This window comes from Phocaeicola sartorii JCM 17136 = DSM 21941 (genome assembly GCF_054653615.1).
This window is the reverse complement of sequence record NZ_BAAIFW010000005.1, coordinates 1,820,299-1,837,926: the sequence shown is the minus strand read 5'-3', so window position 1 is coordinate 1,837,926 and position 17,628 is coordinate 1,820,299. Positions and strand designations below refer to the sequence as shown.

Genomic DNA, 17,628 nt, shown 5'->3' with positions numbered 1-17,628 from the left:
CTATCATTTCCCCATAGCAGGGGCGGAATGCTTCCGTCCGAATACATCAACCCATTCACCTTTCAGCGTGTATTCGGACGGATTCTGCCAACCTCTGCTAAAACAACCGGCACTGCTACAAACAGAAACACCCGGATACAGCAAGAGCCGTTCCAAAGAGAGAAAATCCTTTTCAATCACTCAATTTCAAGAATCCTCCAAACTGGTCAAAGTCCACTTCCAGTCCATTTTCCAATGTCAGTTCATACCCTTTGCGGTTACGTTCTATCTTCACCGTTTTATGCCCGTTATAATTAGCTTTCATATACTTGGCTATAGTCTGAGGGACAAAAGTAGAAGGAACCGACTTGTTCTTGCAATCTATCTCCAGCCACTCTCCTTTTGAATTGAACTCCAATTCAATGCCATCGGCCAACTTCACATCATAGGAAGTGGTCTGAAACAAATCCTTTTCAATCTTGATATACGCAACTTTATTCTGAGGGAAATGCTTGCCGATCATTTCACGTGCGGCAACAGGAAGCTTATTCACATCGCGAGTCACGACATCGCCCGCCATGGCAAACTGAAAAGAACATACCAGCATAGCCATTAAAAACAAAATCTTTCTCATAATCTAATTTATTCTTTAGTTAGTTAATGCCATACCAACAACCAACCACCTAAAAAGATTATGACGTGAAAAAATATTCCTGCATTTTAGATTTAATTAAGGCTGTCGCCCAATACTGGAGGAAGTTCCCCCATATCCTCATTTTTAGACATGCTCATTTTTCCTTCAGGGGTAATAGTGATAGAGAAAGGAATATACAAATCTGTCTGAGGATAACTCACACTGGCAGCCAATATGATATTTTTTCCCTCACGGGTCTTCTCCTCATCGAATACCACACCTTCCAATATAAAATGACGGAGATTGTCAGCACTCACAAATCCGGAGAAGTTTTGCTTGGTAAAGGTCTTGGCAAAAACCCGGCTTCCATTCTCACGGGAGATTCTAACAACTATACGATTGTCGGCAAAAAGGCCCAAGTCACTTTTAACCGAGGGCAGGGAATCACTGGGAGCACGCTCTATGAACAAATTATATTTTTTCCCGCCACAGACAATCTGCTGGTCTATACGTGAAACCTGCATACGCTGCAAACCTGTCACATGATCCACACTGTCTATCTGGAACATCAATTGTTCTGCATCACCGGAAGCATCTTTCTTGCCTCCGCAAGCGGTCATTACAACCAACAAAACGACCAATAAAAAATATATCTGTTTCATCTAACTCTCTATTTCTAGGCGACAAAGTAACAAAAAGTAACGGACACTCACAAGAAAAGCTCCATAAAAAGCGAAAACCGGGCAATATCACATTGGCCGGCCTTCAGAGAAAACTAAAAACTAAACTAAATTATTTATCTGATTAGACTAAATAAAAAAGAAAAGGTTTAATCTCACCTGAAAAAAAACGTTCATTGAAAGACTTCCTGCTACAACGCCTTCCAAAAGTCCATGAAATTCTTATAAAGTCCATAACAGACTAAAAGATCTTCTTCCTCCAGCTCATAATCTTCCTCAAAATGATTTTCCACTTGACGCTCCCATATCGAGATGCCCAAACTGTTCAGCACTTTCTCCCCTTTTATCAATGCGATGATTTTTAGATTAAACTCAGTCTCCAATGACAGGTCACTCACCTTATAGCCTATAAAACAAGAAGGAAGCTTGAACTTCATCACATAATGTTCCTCGTCAATCCGGAAAGACTCCACATGGACATGAAGATCCAGCAACCGGACCAAGCTGCGTGCCGCTTCTTTCTCCGGTGTCAGAATGCTGTCCAGATTAAAAGCCTCAAGCACAGTCTTATGCACATCATCCACCGCACGGGCATAGATATGTTTCACCCCTTTCTTTTTCAGCAGCGCCACCACACGTACCGAAGAACCAAAGTCCTCGCCGATAGCAACAATAACCACATCCACATCTTTCAGCGGCAGCACACTGAGCGACTGTTCGTCCGTAGCATCAATAATAAAGGAAGTCGCGATTTTATCCTTCAACACATCCACACGATGCTCGTTTGCATCCACTCCTATCACCTCATGCCCCAAAACGGAAAGTTCTTCGGCCAACACACCGCCATAATTACCTAAACCAATAATAATATATTTCATAACTAGTTGATTATGATGTTATCACTCGGATATTTATATTTCGTAATTTTCTTCTGTTTAATAAGGCTGGATATCAAAGTAAGCACACCTACCCGCCCGATAAACATCAGAACAATGACAATCAGTTTGCTGTCACTTCCCAAAGCAGGTGTCAGATCCAAGCTGGAACCCACCGTACTGAGTGCCGAAGTACACTCAAAGACCAGCGCCATCACTGAAGCCTGCGGCTCTAGAATGCTTAAACTGAAGATACCCGCAAAAACAATCAGCAGATAAAGAATCAATGTGGCATTGGAACGCCGGATGGAATCATGAGACAACTCTCTGTTGAAAATATTGACCTTATCGGCACCGATAAGAATAGCACGCAAGTTCAACATGACTACGGCAAACACATTCACCTTCACACCACCGGCCGTAGACTGCGTGCCACCACCGATCATCATCAGCACCACCATCAGCAACAGTGTCTGCACGCTGAAAGTAGTCATGCCTACGCTGGAGAACCCGGCTGTACGCGGACAAGTCGCATTAAAGAAACCTTGTACCCATTTCTCTGCAGCCGTCATTCCCGCAAAAGCATGATTCCACTCGAAAAAGACAATGGCCACAGTACCCGTCACCAGCAAAATTGCTGTCATAATCAGTACAATACGGGTATTCAAGTTATATAAATGTATTTTACGGATTGTCCTCTTATTCTTTTTGACATAACGTTGAAACAAGCGCTTGGCTTCGTAAGAAACCGTCTCATACAGATTTACCAGAATCGGGAAACCGATACCTCCCAGTATAATCAGGAAAGAGATAGTGATGTACAGCAAATTATGATTATGAAGCACCAGTTCATTACCCAGGTTTCCATACAAGGTGGAGAATCCGGCATTGCAGAAAGCAGAAATGGCATGGAAAGCAGAGAAAGCCAGTTCCTCTTCAAGATCCATACCCATAGTGCCGTGAATACTCAGAAAAATAACCCCCATCCCCGCAGCCTCTATCGCCAGTGTAAACCCCAATATATATAATAAGGTAGAAAGCAGCGAACTGAGTGACTGTGAGCTTACCATATCACGAACCACCAACTGATTGTAGAGCGAAGTATTCCCCATAAAAAACATGGCGAAGAAACTGGTCAGAGTCATGACTCCCAAACCACCGATTTGTATCAGCATGATAATGATGAACAACCCCTCGGGCGTAAATGTAGAGGAAACATCGACCGAAACCAGCCCCGTGACACAAGTGGCACTGGTAGCGGTAAACAGAGCATCGATAAAGGAAATACCATGATAAGTGGCACGCGGAAGCATCAGCAACGCCGCACCTATCAGAATAAATATGAGAAAACTGGATGCAAAGATCAAAGACGGATTGGTACGCCTGCCCAGCAGCCGGACTATCCCATTAGACAATTGCAGCAGCGAAAGCAAAGTGAGCAACACCACATGATACAAACGGCTGTGGAAAAAAGACCAGAAATCATGAATTCCCCCTTGCACCTCCGGTTCATGGAAAATAACCGGAATCAAAGTCAGATAAAGCATCAGACTCAGTATCCACGCCAGCCCCCGGTACTTCCGCTTCGTGTCCGAGTAATTCAATAAAAGATGCAGCGAAATATCAACCAGAAAAACAATCCAGACAAAATGATACAACGTGTTTATCACCTCCATTTCTTCAAAAGAAATAAGAAATCCATGTTCGTAAACCAAGGTAAGGATTAACAAGGCCGACATCATATAAGTTATCCCGTCCGTCCACTTCAGCAATTGCTCTATGTACGGTTTTACCAACTTCTTACGATAGATAAACAATTTGTGTAAAAGTTCCATGTCGATATTATCTTGCATTAACAAAAAACAAACTTAATCAAAATATTCATATCTCTGTCTATAATAACAAATAACTTCACGTTTTTACTCTGACGCCCCCTTTTTTTATTGTTCGCGACAAAAAAGCAGTTGAAAATTAGTAAGGAATACTTTTTTTACTTAATTTTGACCGCAAAACTATTAAATTGAAAGATTATGAGCACAAAACAGAAGCGTTTTATCTTACCAGAGGATGAAATACCCAAATACTGGTACAACATACAGGCAGACATGAAGACCAAACCCATGCCGCCGTTGAATCCTAAGACCAAAGAAGCGCTGAAACCGGAGGATCTCTACCCCATTTTTGCCAAAGAACTTTGCAAACAGGAATTGAACCAGACAGACGCATGGATTGAAATCCCCGAAGCAGTGCGCGAAATGTACAAATACTATCGCAGCACACCATTGGTACGTGCCTACGGACTGGAAAAAGCACTGGGAACTCCCGCACACATTTATTTCAAGAATGAAAGCGTCAGCCCCATCGGCTCCCACAAACTGAACTCGGCTCTGGCCCAAGCGTATTATTGCAAGGAAGAAGGTGTGACCAATGTCACTACAGAGACCGGTGCCGGACAATGGGGAGCCGCTCTATCGTATGCCGCAAAAGTGTTCGGACTGGAAGCTGCCGTTTATCAGGTAAAAATCAGCTATAATCAGAAACCCTACCGCCGCAGCATTATGCAGACATTCGGAGCAACAGTCACCGCCTCTCCCTCCATGTCCACCCGTGCCGGCAAGGATATCATCACCCGTAACCCCAACTACCAAGGTTCACTGGGAACAGCTATCTCCGAAGCTATCGAACTGGCAATGAACACTCCCAACTGTAAATATACACTAGGGTCGGTATTAAGCCACGTCACGCTGCATCAAACGGTTATCGGCCTGGAAGCCGAAAAGCAAATGGAAATGGCAGGCGAATATCCCGACATGGTTATCGGTTGCTTTGGCGGCGGTTCCAATTTCGGAGGAATCTGCTTCCCGTTCATGCGCCATACTATCCTTGATGGAAAACAGACCCGATACATTGCCGCCGAACCTGCTTCATGCCCGAAACTGACCCGTGGCAAATTCCAGTACGACTTTGGCGATGAAGCCGGATATACGCCGCTGTTGCCCATGTTTACGTTGGGACACAATTTCTCTCCGGCCAACATACACGCGGGCGGACTCCGCTATCATGGCGCGGGCGTCATTGTCTCACAATTATTGAAAGACAATCTGATGGAAGCGGTTGATATCCAACAATTGGAATCTTTCCAGGCTGGTTGCTTGTTCGCTCAGGCCGAAGGTATTATTCCGGCTCCTGAATCGTGCCATGCCATCGCCGCCGCCGTGCGTGAGGCAAACAAATGCAAAGAATCCGGCGAAGAAAAAGTAATCCTGTTCAACCTTTCAGGTCACGGGCTGATTGATATGGCTTCATACGACCAATACTTGGCAGGCAACTTGATGAATTACGAGTTGAAAGACGAAGATATCCAAAAGAACCTGGATGAGATAAAAGACATGTAATCAGAACATAAAACGGACAAAGGATACAGAAAGGATATATGATTCCATAAGTTACGGCAACCTAAGCATTTGTATCCTTCAAGTTAAGAGTTCTCTTACTGATAAATTCTATCTCCCAAGCTTGCGGAGTTAACCCCATAGCCTTTGGAGTTATCTTCATAAGCTTGGGAGTTAGCTCCAAGCTAGATAGAAAGGATATGTTCAGCCGGTCGCCCCAAAAGGCTTAACCATACAAGCGTGGAGGCATAGATAAGTTAGAAATTATATTGCGCACTCAGGTTTATACGGTTTGCCTCACGGTTTACATCATTAAAATTCTCTCTCCAGCCATGCAGATATTCCGCACCCACCTGCAGGTTATGACTTATATTCCAGAACACATTGGCAACCAGATACTGCCCTTTTTTATATTGGGTTTCATAAAAGTGAGCATAGCAGTCTTCCGTAAACAGGCGTGACCGGCTATACGTGGCCGATGCGAATACCCGTTTCGAAAAGTTATATTGCAATCCGGCATACCAGCCTTTCATGGGGAGTACCTGCATACGTCCGGATTCATCCGCCACGGGAACGATATCTACATTCAAGTTGCTGATATCATTCAAATATTGAGCAATACCTTTACCATAAGTATATTGTCCGTAAAGCTGGAAATTACCCAGTCTTGCCGTTCCCGATGCCTGTATCCCCCAACCGGTCAATGACTTTGCCTTATTATTCACCTGATCCTCATAAGTCGTGCTCCGCAAGATCCCCCCCACACGTATATGACCAGCCTTTGCCCAAGAATACTGCACATAAGCAGGAACATCCGGCATCCGTTGCTTGCCGATTCTCACATTCTTTGCCGGAGTTCCGTCTACTGAAGGCATTTCCACACCGATACCCACTTTCAGACCTTTAATCAGACTGACTTCATAACGCAACTGGGTGGCACGATAGAAGGTCATTCCATCAGGACCTTGAAAATCAATCGTCGGAGGAGCTGCGGCAAGGTCCATAAACAATCCGGTATCATATCCCATGGTAAAGCCCAGGAAGGATAAATAAGCATTCCGCAATTCAAAAGTCTTTCCGCTTCCACGGAAGTTGCCGGCCGTATAAACGATGAAGTTGCCCAGATGCCTGGTTCTGCCCACCAATTTTAAAAAGATAGTGGAAGTACTTGCATCCATCTGGAACTGGTTGCGGACGGCAGTAGCTCCCGGTTGCGGAATGAATGCAGGAATAAAATCAACATCATCCACTATTCCATGAAAATCATACTCCATCGTAGTCTTCAAATAACCACCGATGCCCAATGCAAACTTTCCCTGCTGGTCAGTAAGTAAAAAACGAGGAGCACGGGGATCATGGAAGTGCGGACGCTGCGTTTCTTCAAATACATTAATTAATTCTTCCTTTCCATTTTTATCTTTTGAGATAATAACAACAGGTCCCGGCCCTTCCGGCTCCGGATAAAGATCTTTTTGTTGCGCAAACACCGGTGCAGCAATAATTGCGCACAATGCGACACAACTCATTGATTTAAAGATAGTTTTCATAAAAGTTAAGTTTAGGTAAATAGTCAATTCAATGGACAATGAACAAAAAGTTTAGAAAAAAGTTTGGGAAAAGTTTGCATATTCAAAAAAAGTCACTACCTTTGCACCCGCAATCGAGAGAGAAATCCTCGGCAAAAAGGATGGCCCGTTCGTCTATCGGTTAGGACGCAAGATTTTCATTCTTGAAAGGGGGGTTCGATTCCCCCACGGGCTACCAAATAAAAAAGCTGTCGACAAATCGACAGCTTTTTTATTTTTATCCAGCCTTTAGGCCACCCTGGTATATAATAGGAGGTCAGTCCGAAAGACAACGGGACAGATCCAACTTATTCATTGAATCAGTCCCGTTCTGTGTCAGAATGTCATAAAAAGAAAATGCTTATTCAATCTCCCCGAAAAGTTCGGCCAGTTTGTTTGCCAAAGCCTCACCACGAAGATTCTCTCCTACCATGACCCCTTGGGCATCTATCAAATACATAGTAGGAACAAATTTCACTTTATATATATCGGCAATACCTTCAGTATCCAGATAATTAGGCCACTGAAGCTGTTCTTCTTTCAGCGCTTTTGTCCATTCCGCCTCCTTTTTGTCAATGGAGATACTTACAATCTGGAAACCCTTGTCTGCATATTGCGTATAGAGTTTTTTCAAATTAGGAATCTCCTTACGGCAGGGGTTACACCACGATGCCCAAAAATCAATAAGAATGTACTTCTTGCCTTGGCATAAATCGGTTAAAGTTACCGATTTCCCATCTTGTGACTTAGCCGTAAAGACAGGCACTTTAGAGCCGACCTTACTATCAGGAGCCACACTCTCTTTCACCATTTCTCCATAGCGGGAATGCTTGGCCTCTTCCGACAAGGCATCATACCACGGTTTCTGCTCTTCGGTAAGATAAGCAAACAAACTGATCATCATCAGAGGACCCCAATAAGAATCCTTATTGTCCATAACTATTTTATGGTAAGTGGCCTCTACCGTAGCAAAGAACAGACTATCGGCCACGGCAGAGGCTTTGTAAGCCTCCGTAGCAACGACAGAATCCATCAAATTCTTATCTTTGGCACCTCTCGCTTCTCCATAGGCAGCACGGATATCCTTAAACTTCTCGTTATTTGCCACATAAATAGAATCCAAAGCCTCACGTGCGCTCAATAATTTCACATATCTGTCCGTCAAAGGCGATCCTGTCACTGAAACCTGTGAGAAATTATAATTCACAGTTCCATTAAGATTTTCAGAAGTCACCTTACCCTCCACGCTTATACTGCCATTCTCCAACATCAGAGGCATGAAACCGTATGCGTCTTTCACCATCAACCGTACAGCCAGAGGTTCATCCGCCACCCCTTTAAATATAAATTTTCCATCTACAACCGTAGTGTCCGCCACCGGTTTTTCATGACTATGGCTTACGGGAAATAACTGTACATGAGTTCCGTCAGGAATTCCATCAATTGCAGCTGTCAGTGTGTACCCCGTTGCCGGCTGCCGGACACAAGATGCCATCATCACTAAAACGACGGCGGATGTTGCTAATAAATACATCAATTTCATAAAATCTGTTTTTATAGGTTATTTAGATACATTTTGAGTGATCGTTCCATTACCCGGATTCTGAACGGCACCTGCCGGGAAAGGCATGATCCAAAGATGTGAGGCCGGGATTAATGTGTAAGTCTGCCCTTTCCATGTTTTAGACAGTGTACGTGCAAAAGTACCTTCGGCGTTAAACCGCCGGGCATCAGCGAATGGCACAATCGTGAAAATCAAGTCATTGTCTTTCGTACGTCGGATCAAGTCAATAGCTTCGGTCAAAGTTGAAACCTGCAAGGGTTGATATACTTCCGGCAGAATACGGGTCTTACGTACCTTGTTCAACACATCCATAGCAGCAGAGAAATCATTACCTGTGGCCCGGCGCGCCAAACATTCGGCCTTGATGAGATATACCTCGCACGTAGTCAGACCGGCCCCATTGAAATATCCTCTGGCCAAACCTTGATAGTAAGTATCCTGATTTACTGTACGCAGTTTCCAGCGGGAAAGAAAACGTGCGTCACCTTCCTCGAAACCCGCCGCACGTTCCACCGGAATATTGAGTTCACCGGTAGCATAGTTCGGGTTACCTTCTCCACAACGGAAGTAGTAATTCTCCACATAGTCATATCCTGCCGCTGACGGTAATGACGGATAACTTCCTTCTTTTGTAATAGCTTCCTTATGAGTGTCGTAATAAGAAGTCCAGTCATACAGATTATCATTCTGCTCCAAAGCCATATCCGCATACTTCAGCGCTTCTTCGTAATTCGCCATTTGCAGATAGACCCGCGCCAAAAAGGCATAGGCCGCTCCCAAATTGGGATGGATCACAGTCTTTGACTGTCGGGGCAATCCTTGCTGTATGGCTTCTTTCACATCTTTAATCATGAAATCATAGATTTCCTGAATAGTGACCTGTTTGTGGGGAGCATTGATATCGGCACTGGTTATCAAAGGCACACTCAGTTTTGTTCCGGCAGTTGCAGCGACATAAGTGTCCGCATAATAATTAGCCAATATATAATAGCTCATAGCACGAATCACTTTGGCATAAGCCATCACCTCATTGCGTTCGGAATCAGTCGCTTCGGTTGCAACGGGAACATGCTCCAACAAAAGATTACAAGTAGAAACAGCCATATAACTGCGATAGTAGGTTCCTTCGTCCTGATTGTTCAACACAATTCTGTCCGCTGTTTCATTCCACAGATAATTGACACTCGTAAGGGTAACGCTATTCAGGCTACTTTGTCCTACAAATTTATCATTCAACAAATAAAGACTATTTGTAACAGGAATATAGCCAATGGTATATTCATCTCGCAACAATGCTTCAAAATCAGCCAAGGTAGCCGGAATCTTATTCCCTTTAGGCACAATATCCAGATAGTCATTACAAGAGGTCAGATTCATCCACCCCAGCACACTCATGATCATAAATAGTATCTTTTTCATATTGCCTCTCCTTTAAAAGTTCAAGTTGACATTACACAAATAATTCGGTTTACTATATCCCCCAAGCATCCATTTCACATCACGGCTTTTAGCCAAAGTGAACACATTCTCCATGCCCAGCATGATGCGTGCGTTCTTTACATAAAATTTCCGGCATATACTTGTGGGGATATGATAAGTGACGGAGAGATTCTTCAAACGCCAGTTATCGGCATCCAGTACATGGATGGAAGCTTTATAATAAAGATCGGATGAATAATAGTTATAATCCCTGCTTTCCGGTGATACATAACGCGGCACATTGGTATATGCCTCATCACCAGGCTGACGCCAGCGCCGGCTGACATCCTTGCTTGTCACTCCCAATCCCGGATAAGCTATATTGGTGTTCCGCATCTTGTGTCCTCCTTCAAACAGCAGTTGAGCAGCCAGCTCCCAATTCTTATAACGGAGATTGGTATTAACCGCCCCGGTATAAACCGGAACAGACGTCCCCAAATACACGGCATCCTCCACTTTCTGCGGTGAGCTGCTTACATGGATATTTCCTTCCGAGTCATACACCTGAGGCTGTCCTTTATCATCCAGCCCCGCCCACTGATAGCCATAAATGGCATCATAAGGCACTCCGACACGGGGATAGGCAGCAGGATAATCGAATTGAAGAAAAATAGCAGGCGCCTTCACATTGACATAGGTCACTTTATTCTTATTGTACCCCAGCACACCACCTACATTCCAGTTCCAGTCTTTTCCCGTAATGACATCACCGGAAAGGGTCAGCTCGAATCCTCGGTTTCTCATTTTTCCATTATTCATGGTATAAGTAGAATAGCCAAATCCTTCGGTAGGTACTCCATTGGTATTGGCCAACAAATCCACACCCGACTTATTATAATATTCAATAGAACCGTTCAAGCGGTTTCTAAACATAGAGAAATCCACACCAATATTAGTTGTGGTTGTCTTTTCCCACCGCAAATCAGGATTAGGACGGTTACTGATCGTCCCTTCTATGCCACCTACATGGGTATTATTATTGTAATAAGCCGTCATATAAGGAGCAGAATTCTTGGCGATGTTACCACCGATACCATAACTGAAACGAAATTTCATCATATTCACAAATGGAACTTCAAAAAAAGATTCCTTATCCACATTCCAGGCAGCACCTACCGACCAGATGGGTTTCTTCTGATACTTGGAACCGGTAGCAAACAAATTGGTACGATCCCAACGAATACTTCCCGTCACCATATATTTACTGTCATACGTGTAGGCGGCATTGCCATAAAAAGAGACAAAACGATTCACCAGTTCATAAATGCTGGAGATATCATTCTTGCTGAATGATACATAACTACCCAATACCCCGGTATATGTATTACTCAAGACCCGTTCATCAATCAGATCATAAGTCAGCAAGGCCGGATCGTAGTTATAGTATTTTCTATTATTGTATTCCGTCTTGTTTTCACGTATCTCCATACCGAACAGAGCGGTCACATCATGTTTTTCCGCAAATGTCTTATTAAAGTCCACTTGCTGACGGAAATTATAAGCACGGATACTATTAGTCCCCGTTGTATATATATTACCATAAGGAAGATTGTAAACAACCCGGCTGCTCCCGTCTGCATCAGTAGCAAAGGCATTGACTTTATTACGTACATCATAGCTTTCCTTGTCCTGCAACTGGCTGGTCTTGTACTCTCCCACTTCATATTGGAATGAAGCCGCGTATCTCAACCAATCTGTGAATTTTAAATTAAGTCTCGCAAAAGTACGGTTACTGAAATTCCTGCTCTTCAACAAGTTTCTTCCCAATTCGTCCAAAGGAGTAATATCCATACTATACAATCCGTAAGAAGAAATAATTTCCTGCTGCGACTTGCTGTACCGGTCGGCAGCCGTGTTGGTATAATAGCTTCCATCACCGTTCAACAATGAACTATAGGGAACATAATTATATCCCGGTGAGGTCAGATTATAACTCTGCGTCGTACCGTCTCCATAATTCAGATACGTTCCCAAGTCCAAAGTCAGCCATGAAGTAAGCCGGGTAGTGTTCAGCAAATTCAAGCCGAAACTCTCGCTGTCAGTATATTTATCCTCTTCCCGGTTATTCCGGTAAGACAGCGAAGCATTAAACGTATTTTTTTCCGTTCCACGCCCGATATTCAAGTTATATTGTTGTGAAAACGGATTTCGTTTACCATATTTCTTCACATCATCGTAATAACGAAATCCCCGCGAAGCCAATTCATGCAAGGTCTGCTCCATCTGTGTTTCGCTGATCGCACCTGTATGATGTTTTAAAATGGCCTGTGCCCCCAGATAGGAATACATGGACGCGTTATCCAACAAATTCTGCGCATATCCGGACGCTCCCTCCCCCTGAAGATTAGGATTCATGGCCGCCCATTCCTTTTCCATCTCTATCATGTCGGCCGTACCAGCCAAATGACCGGTATAAAAATGATAAGGACGTACTGTCAGTGTCGCTGAAAATGAAACATTCAGCTGATTCTTTCCTGCCTTTTTGGTCGTGATGACCACTACTCCATTGGCAGCACGGGCACCATAGATAGATGTAGCTGCAGCATCTTTTAATACCGTAATATTCTCAATATCCTCTATATTCAGATCAGGCACATTTTCCACCCAGTTACCCCGTCCGTCAGAAATCGTTTTCTCTACCGGAAACCCATCAATCACGTACAGAGGAGTAGTGAGTCCGTTCATCGAAGTTACACCACGTATCTTGCCGTCACTATAACCCGCTATTCTTCCCTCCATCAATGAGCCGACACTGCTTAATCGTTGGGTTTCCAACTTTTTTGAATCCACTTTTGCAAATGACCCGGTGGCCCGTTCCCGGGAGATAGTCTGATATCCGGTCACCACCACCTCGTCCAGCAGTTCGGAGGCCGGCTCCAAGGCTATCCTGTAACTTTCCGCACTTGTCAGTCTTACTTTTTTTGATTCATAGCCCAAAAAAGAAACTTCTATCTCTTTCGCCGTGCGGAGCAGGGTCAGCCGGAAATGCCCGTTCATATCGGTTATGACGGCAGCCAGTTCCTCCCCTTTCGTCTGGCTCACCTGGCGGATGTGAGCGGCAGGCAGGGGGGCTCCATTCTCATCTACAACTATACCGCTGATCATCCGGTCTGTTTGTGCATAGGACATTGTTCCATACAAAAACAATGCTACGAAAATCATCACCAGCCGAAGCAGCTTTCCGTGGTAATCTGAATGTTTCATACTCTTCATAGATTTAATATTAATACTGTTCATAATCCCTTTTTAAGTCTCATTTCATTGCTAAAACAGTCTTGCAGCTTGTAACATCGATAGCAAATTAATGCATAAAGTTTCAAATTATAGCAAAAAGAGATTATCCAAATGCGGCAATTGCTGCATTTGGATAAATTAATGATATCAGATTAACAGATTATCTATTTTTATGCAATTCCTGCACTTTGTTTCTATACTGGGCGGGAGTCATACCGGTAGCCGTCTGGAACTGGCTGTAGAAAGTAGTCATGGAATTAAAGCCCAACTCAGCAGAAATCGCCTTTAACGGAGTTTGGTTATCCGGATCGGAAAGTAAACGGACTGCCTCTTTTGTGCGGAAACCATTTACAAACTGAGTAAAAGTCTGCTTGGTCTGCTCATTGATGATCTGGGAGAGATAAGTACGATTAGTTCCCAACATTTCCGCTACTTTCTCTTTGGTCAGCAAATTGTCTGTAAATACCTTCTCCTCCTGCAACAACGTTTCCAGACGCAGAAATAAATCCTGCTTCTTTTCATCCGTCAGCGAGGATGACGCATATTTCTCAGGTTGCGGCAAAGAAGTTTTCGCCGGGTCTGTAAGATGTTCTTGTAAAAGAGCGGACTGGCGGTCTATCTCTGCAAACTGCTCGTCTATTTTGTGCTGCAATTGCTGTTCGCGCCGGATGGCATCCTGATTTTGCTTCACAATGGTAAGATACAGCTTATTCTTTCTGTAATATAAGTAATATAGCAAAGAAGCGGCTATGAAGATACAGATAAATCCGGCTATAAGCAGTTGCATCTTATTTTCCTTTTCCAATAATTCCAGGCGATTCTGTTTTATCTCGTTTTCCTGCCGTTCCATATCGTATTTTGCGCGTATCTCCCCCACGGCACGTTCCTTTTCCGCATTATACAAGCTATCCGTTTCCAGCTGATAGAGCTTATGATACTTCAACGCCTCTACCGGCATACCATCTTCTTCATAACATCGGGATAAAGCCTGCAACAGATCACTTCGATAAATGGCATTGGCCTGTTGGTAAGACAATTCTATTCCGGCTTTCAGCATCCGTACAGCCCGGTCATACTGGTGATGCTCCATTAAAATTCCGGCATAGCCCAAATAGGAATTCATCACAGAAGAAATATTTCCCTGTTCTTTCAAATCCAAAGCCTTCCGGAAAAAGTCCATCGCTTCATCATCTTTATTCAACTTGTGCAGAATATACCCATAAAGATTATAAACGTTTGATTGATCATAAAAATCATTCTGCACCATGGTGAACTCCGCCTCCTGAATATATTTCAATGCTGTATTATAGTCACTCTTCAAATAATACATATAAGCGGTATTGGTTGAACCACTATAGATCAGATAAGGATCTTTCCGTTCATGTCCCAGTTCATAACATTCAAGGGCATATTTCAATCCTGTGCTGTCATTTTTCAAATAATAAATGCCGGCAATATTAGAAAGCAAAATGGAGTAGAGTCTGTCATAATGACAACGCTTTGCAGCTTCAACCCCTTGGAAGAAATAAGTTAGTGAACGATAATAGTCTTTCTGGACATTCGATGCATAAAGTCCCAGACCATTATATACGGAACATAAGGCGGAATCATTTTTATTACTTTCACCTATCAGCCTGGCCTGCCCTAAATGACTATAAGCCTCCTTTACATTTCCCTTCATCATGTGGGCCTGCCCCAGACAAATATGAGAATAAATTACAGCGCCATTGTAATCCTGTTCATCATAACCTATCTCAAACAATTGTCGTCCATAGAAGATAGCCTGATCATAATCAGCTTTGTTCAGATAGAGAAAACTAACTTTCCGAAGCGCTTCTTTATCTTTAGGATGTTGTTTCAGATGTTCCAACTGCATATTTATGGCATTATTTATGTCTTCCCGTGCCTCCGAAACAACAGGCAAAAATCCCCATAACATTACAACCACCCACAGTTTAAGCATCTTCATTCCCGTCATCCTTCCTTTTCTTCTTTCCGCATACTGAACTCGCAGCCACAATATTGCTGATTATAGAAATTATATTCCTTGATGATAGCAATGCGACGCTCGCTCAATCCGCCTTTGCGCCAGTTCTGTTCCCAATAAGTGACATCCGGATAAGAAGCCGTAGCATATCGACCCGCCTCCTCTATCTGTTCCAGACTTTTCCAACGGCTGGAAGCAAGCGTAGTAGTGATAACCGAGAATCCGTGCTCGTGGGCATAACGCGCGGTTTCCTGCAAACGCATCTTGAAACAACACAGGCAACGGCCTCCTCTTTCAGGTTCTTGCTCCATTCCTGCCATTCGACAACGCCAGGCGTCATGATCATAATCGGCATCTATAATTTTCAATCCCAGGGACCGGGCGTACCGGGTGCATTCATCTTTACGGATAATGTATTCCTCCAACGGATAAATATTGGGATTACAATAATAGATAACCGGAGTGACACCATGCTGCATCAAGCACTCTATGATGGCTGATGAACAAGGAGCACAACAAGTATGGAGCAACACCTTGCCGGCTCCTCCCGGAACTTCAAGCTGGAATTTCTTTTTCATACGGCAAATTTAATAGATATTTGCCATACTGGCTAACGGTTCATATAATTTTTCGATATAGCCCTCACTTTCAGTTGTAACCCACTCATTATAAAACCCTCACTCCTTATCCCCTATATTTTTCACTTAAATCACTCATTCATAAGATAAAACATGTTTGCAAGCTCATAAACCAGTTGTTTGGAGAAGTCCCCTGTTTTTCAGCTTTTCTTCCTCATACAAGCGGCATAAATAGCGGCGACCGTAGTTTGTGTCATACTGTTCTTCTTTGATGGGCAGTAACTCAGCAAACTACCGATTTTTCGGATAATTCTTATTTTACACACTGATATTCTGCATGTTACATATAGTATATCATGATAGTTGTTTTACTAAAAACAAATTACCATATATTCAGTCCTATCTTGGGATTTAAATGTTAATTTCATCTTTAATTATTAGCTTTAATGGAGAAATTAAATTAAACATCAATTCAAATATAAAGGTATATTTATGCATCAAAGCTTTACGATATTTCTAAAAGAAGTAAACCGATTCAAGCGAAGTCAAGTTACCGAACTGAAAATATGGGATGAGACCGAAACTAATACCGTGCATGAGACAGCACGCTTCAATAAAATTAAGTTTCATTTTGGAAAGGATGATTTGGGCACCTATGGCAAAACAAGTGAAACTTAGAAAACGAATGGATAACATAGTAGAAAGAATTGGATAAATACAACTTTCCAGTTGTATTACTGAAAATAAATACATATCTTTGCAGAAAACATCAGCAATGGAATTTGACCGTATTACTGAAAATGAACATCTTTGGGCTGTCAGATATGATGATTGCCTTGACAATGTCCTTGATACGATTCTTGAACAATGGAATGATGTATCTTGGTTGCGTTCCTTTTTTAAGCAAAACATAAGAGATCTGGCCTCGTATTTCAAAATAACGGATGTCAATCAAGCAATCTATGATACGATTGAGGATAGTGAGCGGCTGCAATGCCTTATCATAGATATTTCTCCTGACACAGATCTTGAACGGATCTTTCGCCCGCTTGATAACAACCGCACTGCAGAAGTAATACTCGGCAAAGAAAAGGCCCGGCTTCGTGACACACCACGTCATGCATCATGGCTTCGTATTTATGCCATTAAGCTCAATCCCGGAATTTACGTCATAACCGGAGGTGCCATCAAACTGACAAGGACAATGCAGGAGCGTGAACATACGCTTGTTGAATTGGCCAGAATGGAAAAAGTGAGACAGTTTATGCTTGATAACAATATTGTAGACATGGATTCTTTTAAGGATTATCTGACTGAAATCAATTAAGAAGGAGGTAATTATGAAAACTGAAAGTGAAATCATTAGCAAACTAAAACAGCATAGTAGCCTCACACCATCAAAGTGGAGGGAAAATGCAGAATGGCGAATAACCAATAAGTCATGGCTACGCTATTCCCAGATGATTGCCATGATGATGCTTGATAAAATGGAGGAGTTGGGCCTTACACAGAAAGCGGTTGCCGAGAGAATGGGCTGTTCGCAACAATACATATCCCGTGTTCTTAAAGGAACTGAAAATCTATCTATTGAGACTATTGCAAAAATAGAATCCGCTCTCGACCTACAGATACTTGATTCTGTTGCCATAGCCCGTTAATCA

Annotated in this window: 14 protein-coding genes and 1 tRNA gene; 4 read left to right on the top strand and 11 right to left on the bottom strand. The window is 43.0% G+C overall.

Features of this window, described 5'->3' with window-relative positions; translation table 11 throughout:
- Positions 1 to 3: 3 nt before the first annotated feature.
- The 5 genes from ACYQ0C_RS07685 to ACYQ0C_RS07665 form a co-directional block, all read right to left on the bottom strand.
- Positions 4 to 180 carry a hypothetical protein gene (locus tag ACYQ0C_RS07685; protein WP_175271148.1) on the bottom strand — a complete coding sequence of 59 codons (177 nt, stop codon included), beginning with the start codon at positions 178 to 180 and terminating at the stop codon, positions 4 to 6.
- Positions 173 to 613, bottom strand: coding sequence for a PepSY-like domain-containing protein (locus tag ACYQ0C_RS07680; protein ID WP_016276728.1), 441 nt, complete (start codon positions 611 to 613; stop codon positions 173 to 175). The genes ACYQ0C_RS07685 and ACYQ0C_RS07680 overlap by 8 nt, the downstream gene beginning before the upstream one ends.
- 92 nt (positions 614 to 705) lie before the next feature.
- Entirely contained in the window at positions 706 to 1,275 is a 570-nt protein-coding gene (locus ACYQ0C_RS07675; RefSeq protein WP_016276729.1) for a DUF4738 domain-containing protein, read from the bottom strand.
- 209 nt (positions 1,276 to 1,484) lie between these two features.
- Positions 1,485 to 2,171 carry a potassium channel family protein gene (locus tag ACYQ0C_RS07670; protein WP_016276730.1) on the bottom strand — a complete coding sequence of 229 codons (687 nt, stop codon included), beginning with the start codon at positions 2,169 to 2,171 and terminating at the stop codon, positions 1,485 to 1,487.
- Positions 2,172 to 2,173: 2 nt separating this feature from the next.
- Positions 2,174 to 4,003, bottom strand: a complete 1,830-nt coding sequence (locus tag ACYQ0C_RS07665; protein WP_025018988.1) for a TrkH family potassium uptake protein — start codon at positions 4,001 to 4,003, stop codon at positions 2,174 to 2,176.
- 195 nt (positions 4,004 to 4,198) lie between these two features.
- On the opposite strand from ACYQ0C_RS07665, the gene ACYQ0C_RS07660 reads away from it, so the two are divergent.
- Positions 4,199 to 5,563 carry a TrpB-like pyridoxal phosphate-dependent enzyme gene (locus ACYQ0C_RS07660; RefSeq protein WP_016276732.1) on the top strand — a complete coding sequence of 455 codons (1,365 nt, stop codon included), beginning with the start codon at positions 4,199 to 4,201 and terminating at the stop codon, positions 5,561 to 5,563.
- A 254-nt stretch (positions 5,564 to 5,817) separates the two neighbouring features.
- On the opposite strand, the gene ACYQ0C_RS07655 is transcribed toward ACYQ0C_RS07660, so the two are convergent.
- Positions 5,818 to 7,107 carry a DcaP family trimeric outer membrane transporter gene (locus tag ACYQ0C_RS07655; RefSeq protein ID WP_016276733.1) on the bottom strand — a complete coding sequence of 430 codons (1,290 nt, stop codon included), beginning with the start codon at positions 7,105 to 7,107 and terminating at the stop codon, positions 5,818 to 5,820.
- A 142-nt stretch (positions 7,108 to 7,249) separates the two neighbouring features.
- On the opposite strand from ACYQ0C_RS07655, the gene ACYQ0C_RS07650 reads away from it, so the two are divergent.
- A tRNA-Glu gene (locus ACYQ0C_RS07650) sits at positions 7,250 to 7,324 on the top strand.
- Between the two features lie 162 nt (positions 7,325 to 7,486).
- Here the strand turns inward: ACYQ0C_RS07650 and ACYQ0C_RS07645 are convergent.
- From ACYQ0C_RS07645 to ACYQ0C_RS07625, 5 genes are all read right to left on the bottom strand, one after another.
- Entirely contained in the window at positions 7,487 to 8,668 is a 1,182-nt protein-coding gene (locus tag ACYQ0C_RS07645) for a TlpA disulfide reductase family protein (RefSeq protein WP_016276734.1), read from the bottom strand.
- 18 nt (positions 8,669 to 8,686) lie between these two features.
- A complete protein-coding gene (locus ACYQ0C_RS07640) occupies positions 8,687 to 10,108 on the bottom strand; it encodes a RagB/SusD family nutrient uptake outer membrane protein (protein ID WP_016276735.1) in 1,422 nt (473 codons plus the stop codon).
- A gap of 12 nt (positions 10,109 to 10,120) precedes the next feature.
- Positions 10,121 to 13,372, bottom strand: coding sequence for a SusC/RagA family TonB-linked outer membrane protein (locus tag ACYQ0C_RS07635; protein WP_025077122.1), 3,252 nt, complete (start codon positions 13,370 to 13,372; stop codon positions 10,121 to 10,123).
- 190 nt (positions 13,373 to 13,562) lie between these two features.
- Positions 13,563 to 15,380, bottom strand: a complete 1,818-nt coding sequence (locus ACYQ0C_RS07630; RefSeq protein WP_016276737.1) for a helix-turn-helix domain-containing protein — start codon at positions 15,378 to 15,380, stop codon at positions 13,563 to 13,565.
- On the bottom strand, positions 15,377 to 15,967 hold the full coding sequence (locus ACYQ0C_RS07625; RefSeq protein ID WP_016276738.1) for an epoxyqueuosine reductase QueH: 591 nt from the start codon (positions 15,965 to 15,967) through the stop codon (positions 15,377 to 15,379). The genes ACYQ0C_RS07630 and ACYQ0C_RS07625 overlap by 4 nt, the downstream gene beginning before the upstream one ends.
- A 775-nt stretch (positions 15,968 to 16,742) precedes the next feature.
- Between ACYQ0C_RS07625 and ACYQ0C_RS07620 the strand changes: the two genes are divergently transcribed.
- Positions 16,743 to 17,294: a hypothetical protein gene (locus ACYQ0C_RS07620; protein ID WP_016276740.1), complete on the top strand. Its 552-nt coding sequence runs from the start codon at positions 16,743 to 16,745 to the stop codon at positions 17,292 to 17,294.
- Between the two features lie 13 nt (positions 17,295 to 17,307).
- The gene (locus ACYQ0C_RS07615) at positions 17,308 to 17,625 is read left to right on the top strand and encodes a helix-turn-helix domain-containing protein (protein ID WP_016276741.1); all 318 of its coding nucleotides are present in this window, start codon (positions 17,308 to 17,310) and stop codon (positions 17,623 to 17,625) included.
- The last annotated feature ends 3 nt before the right edge of the window (positions 17,626 to 17,628 follow it).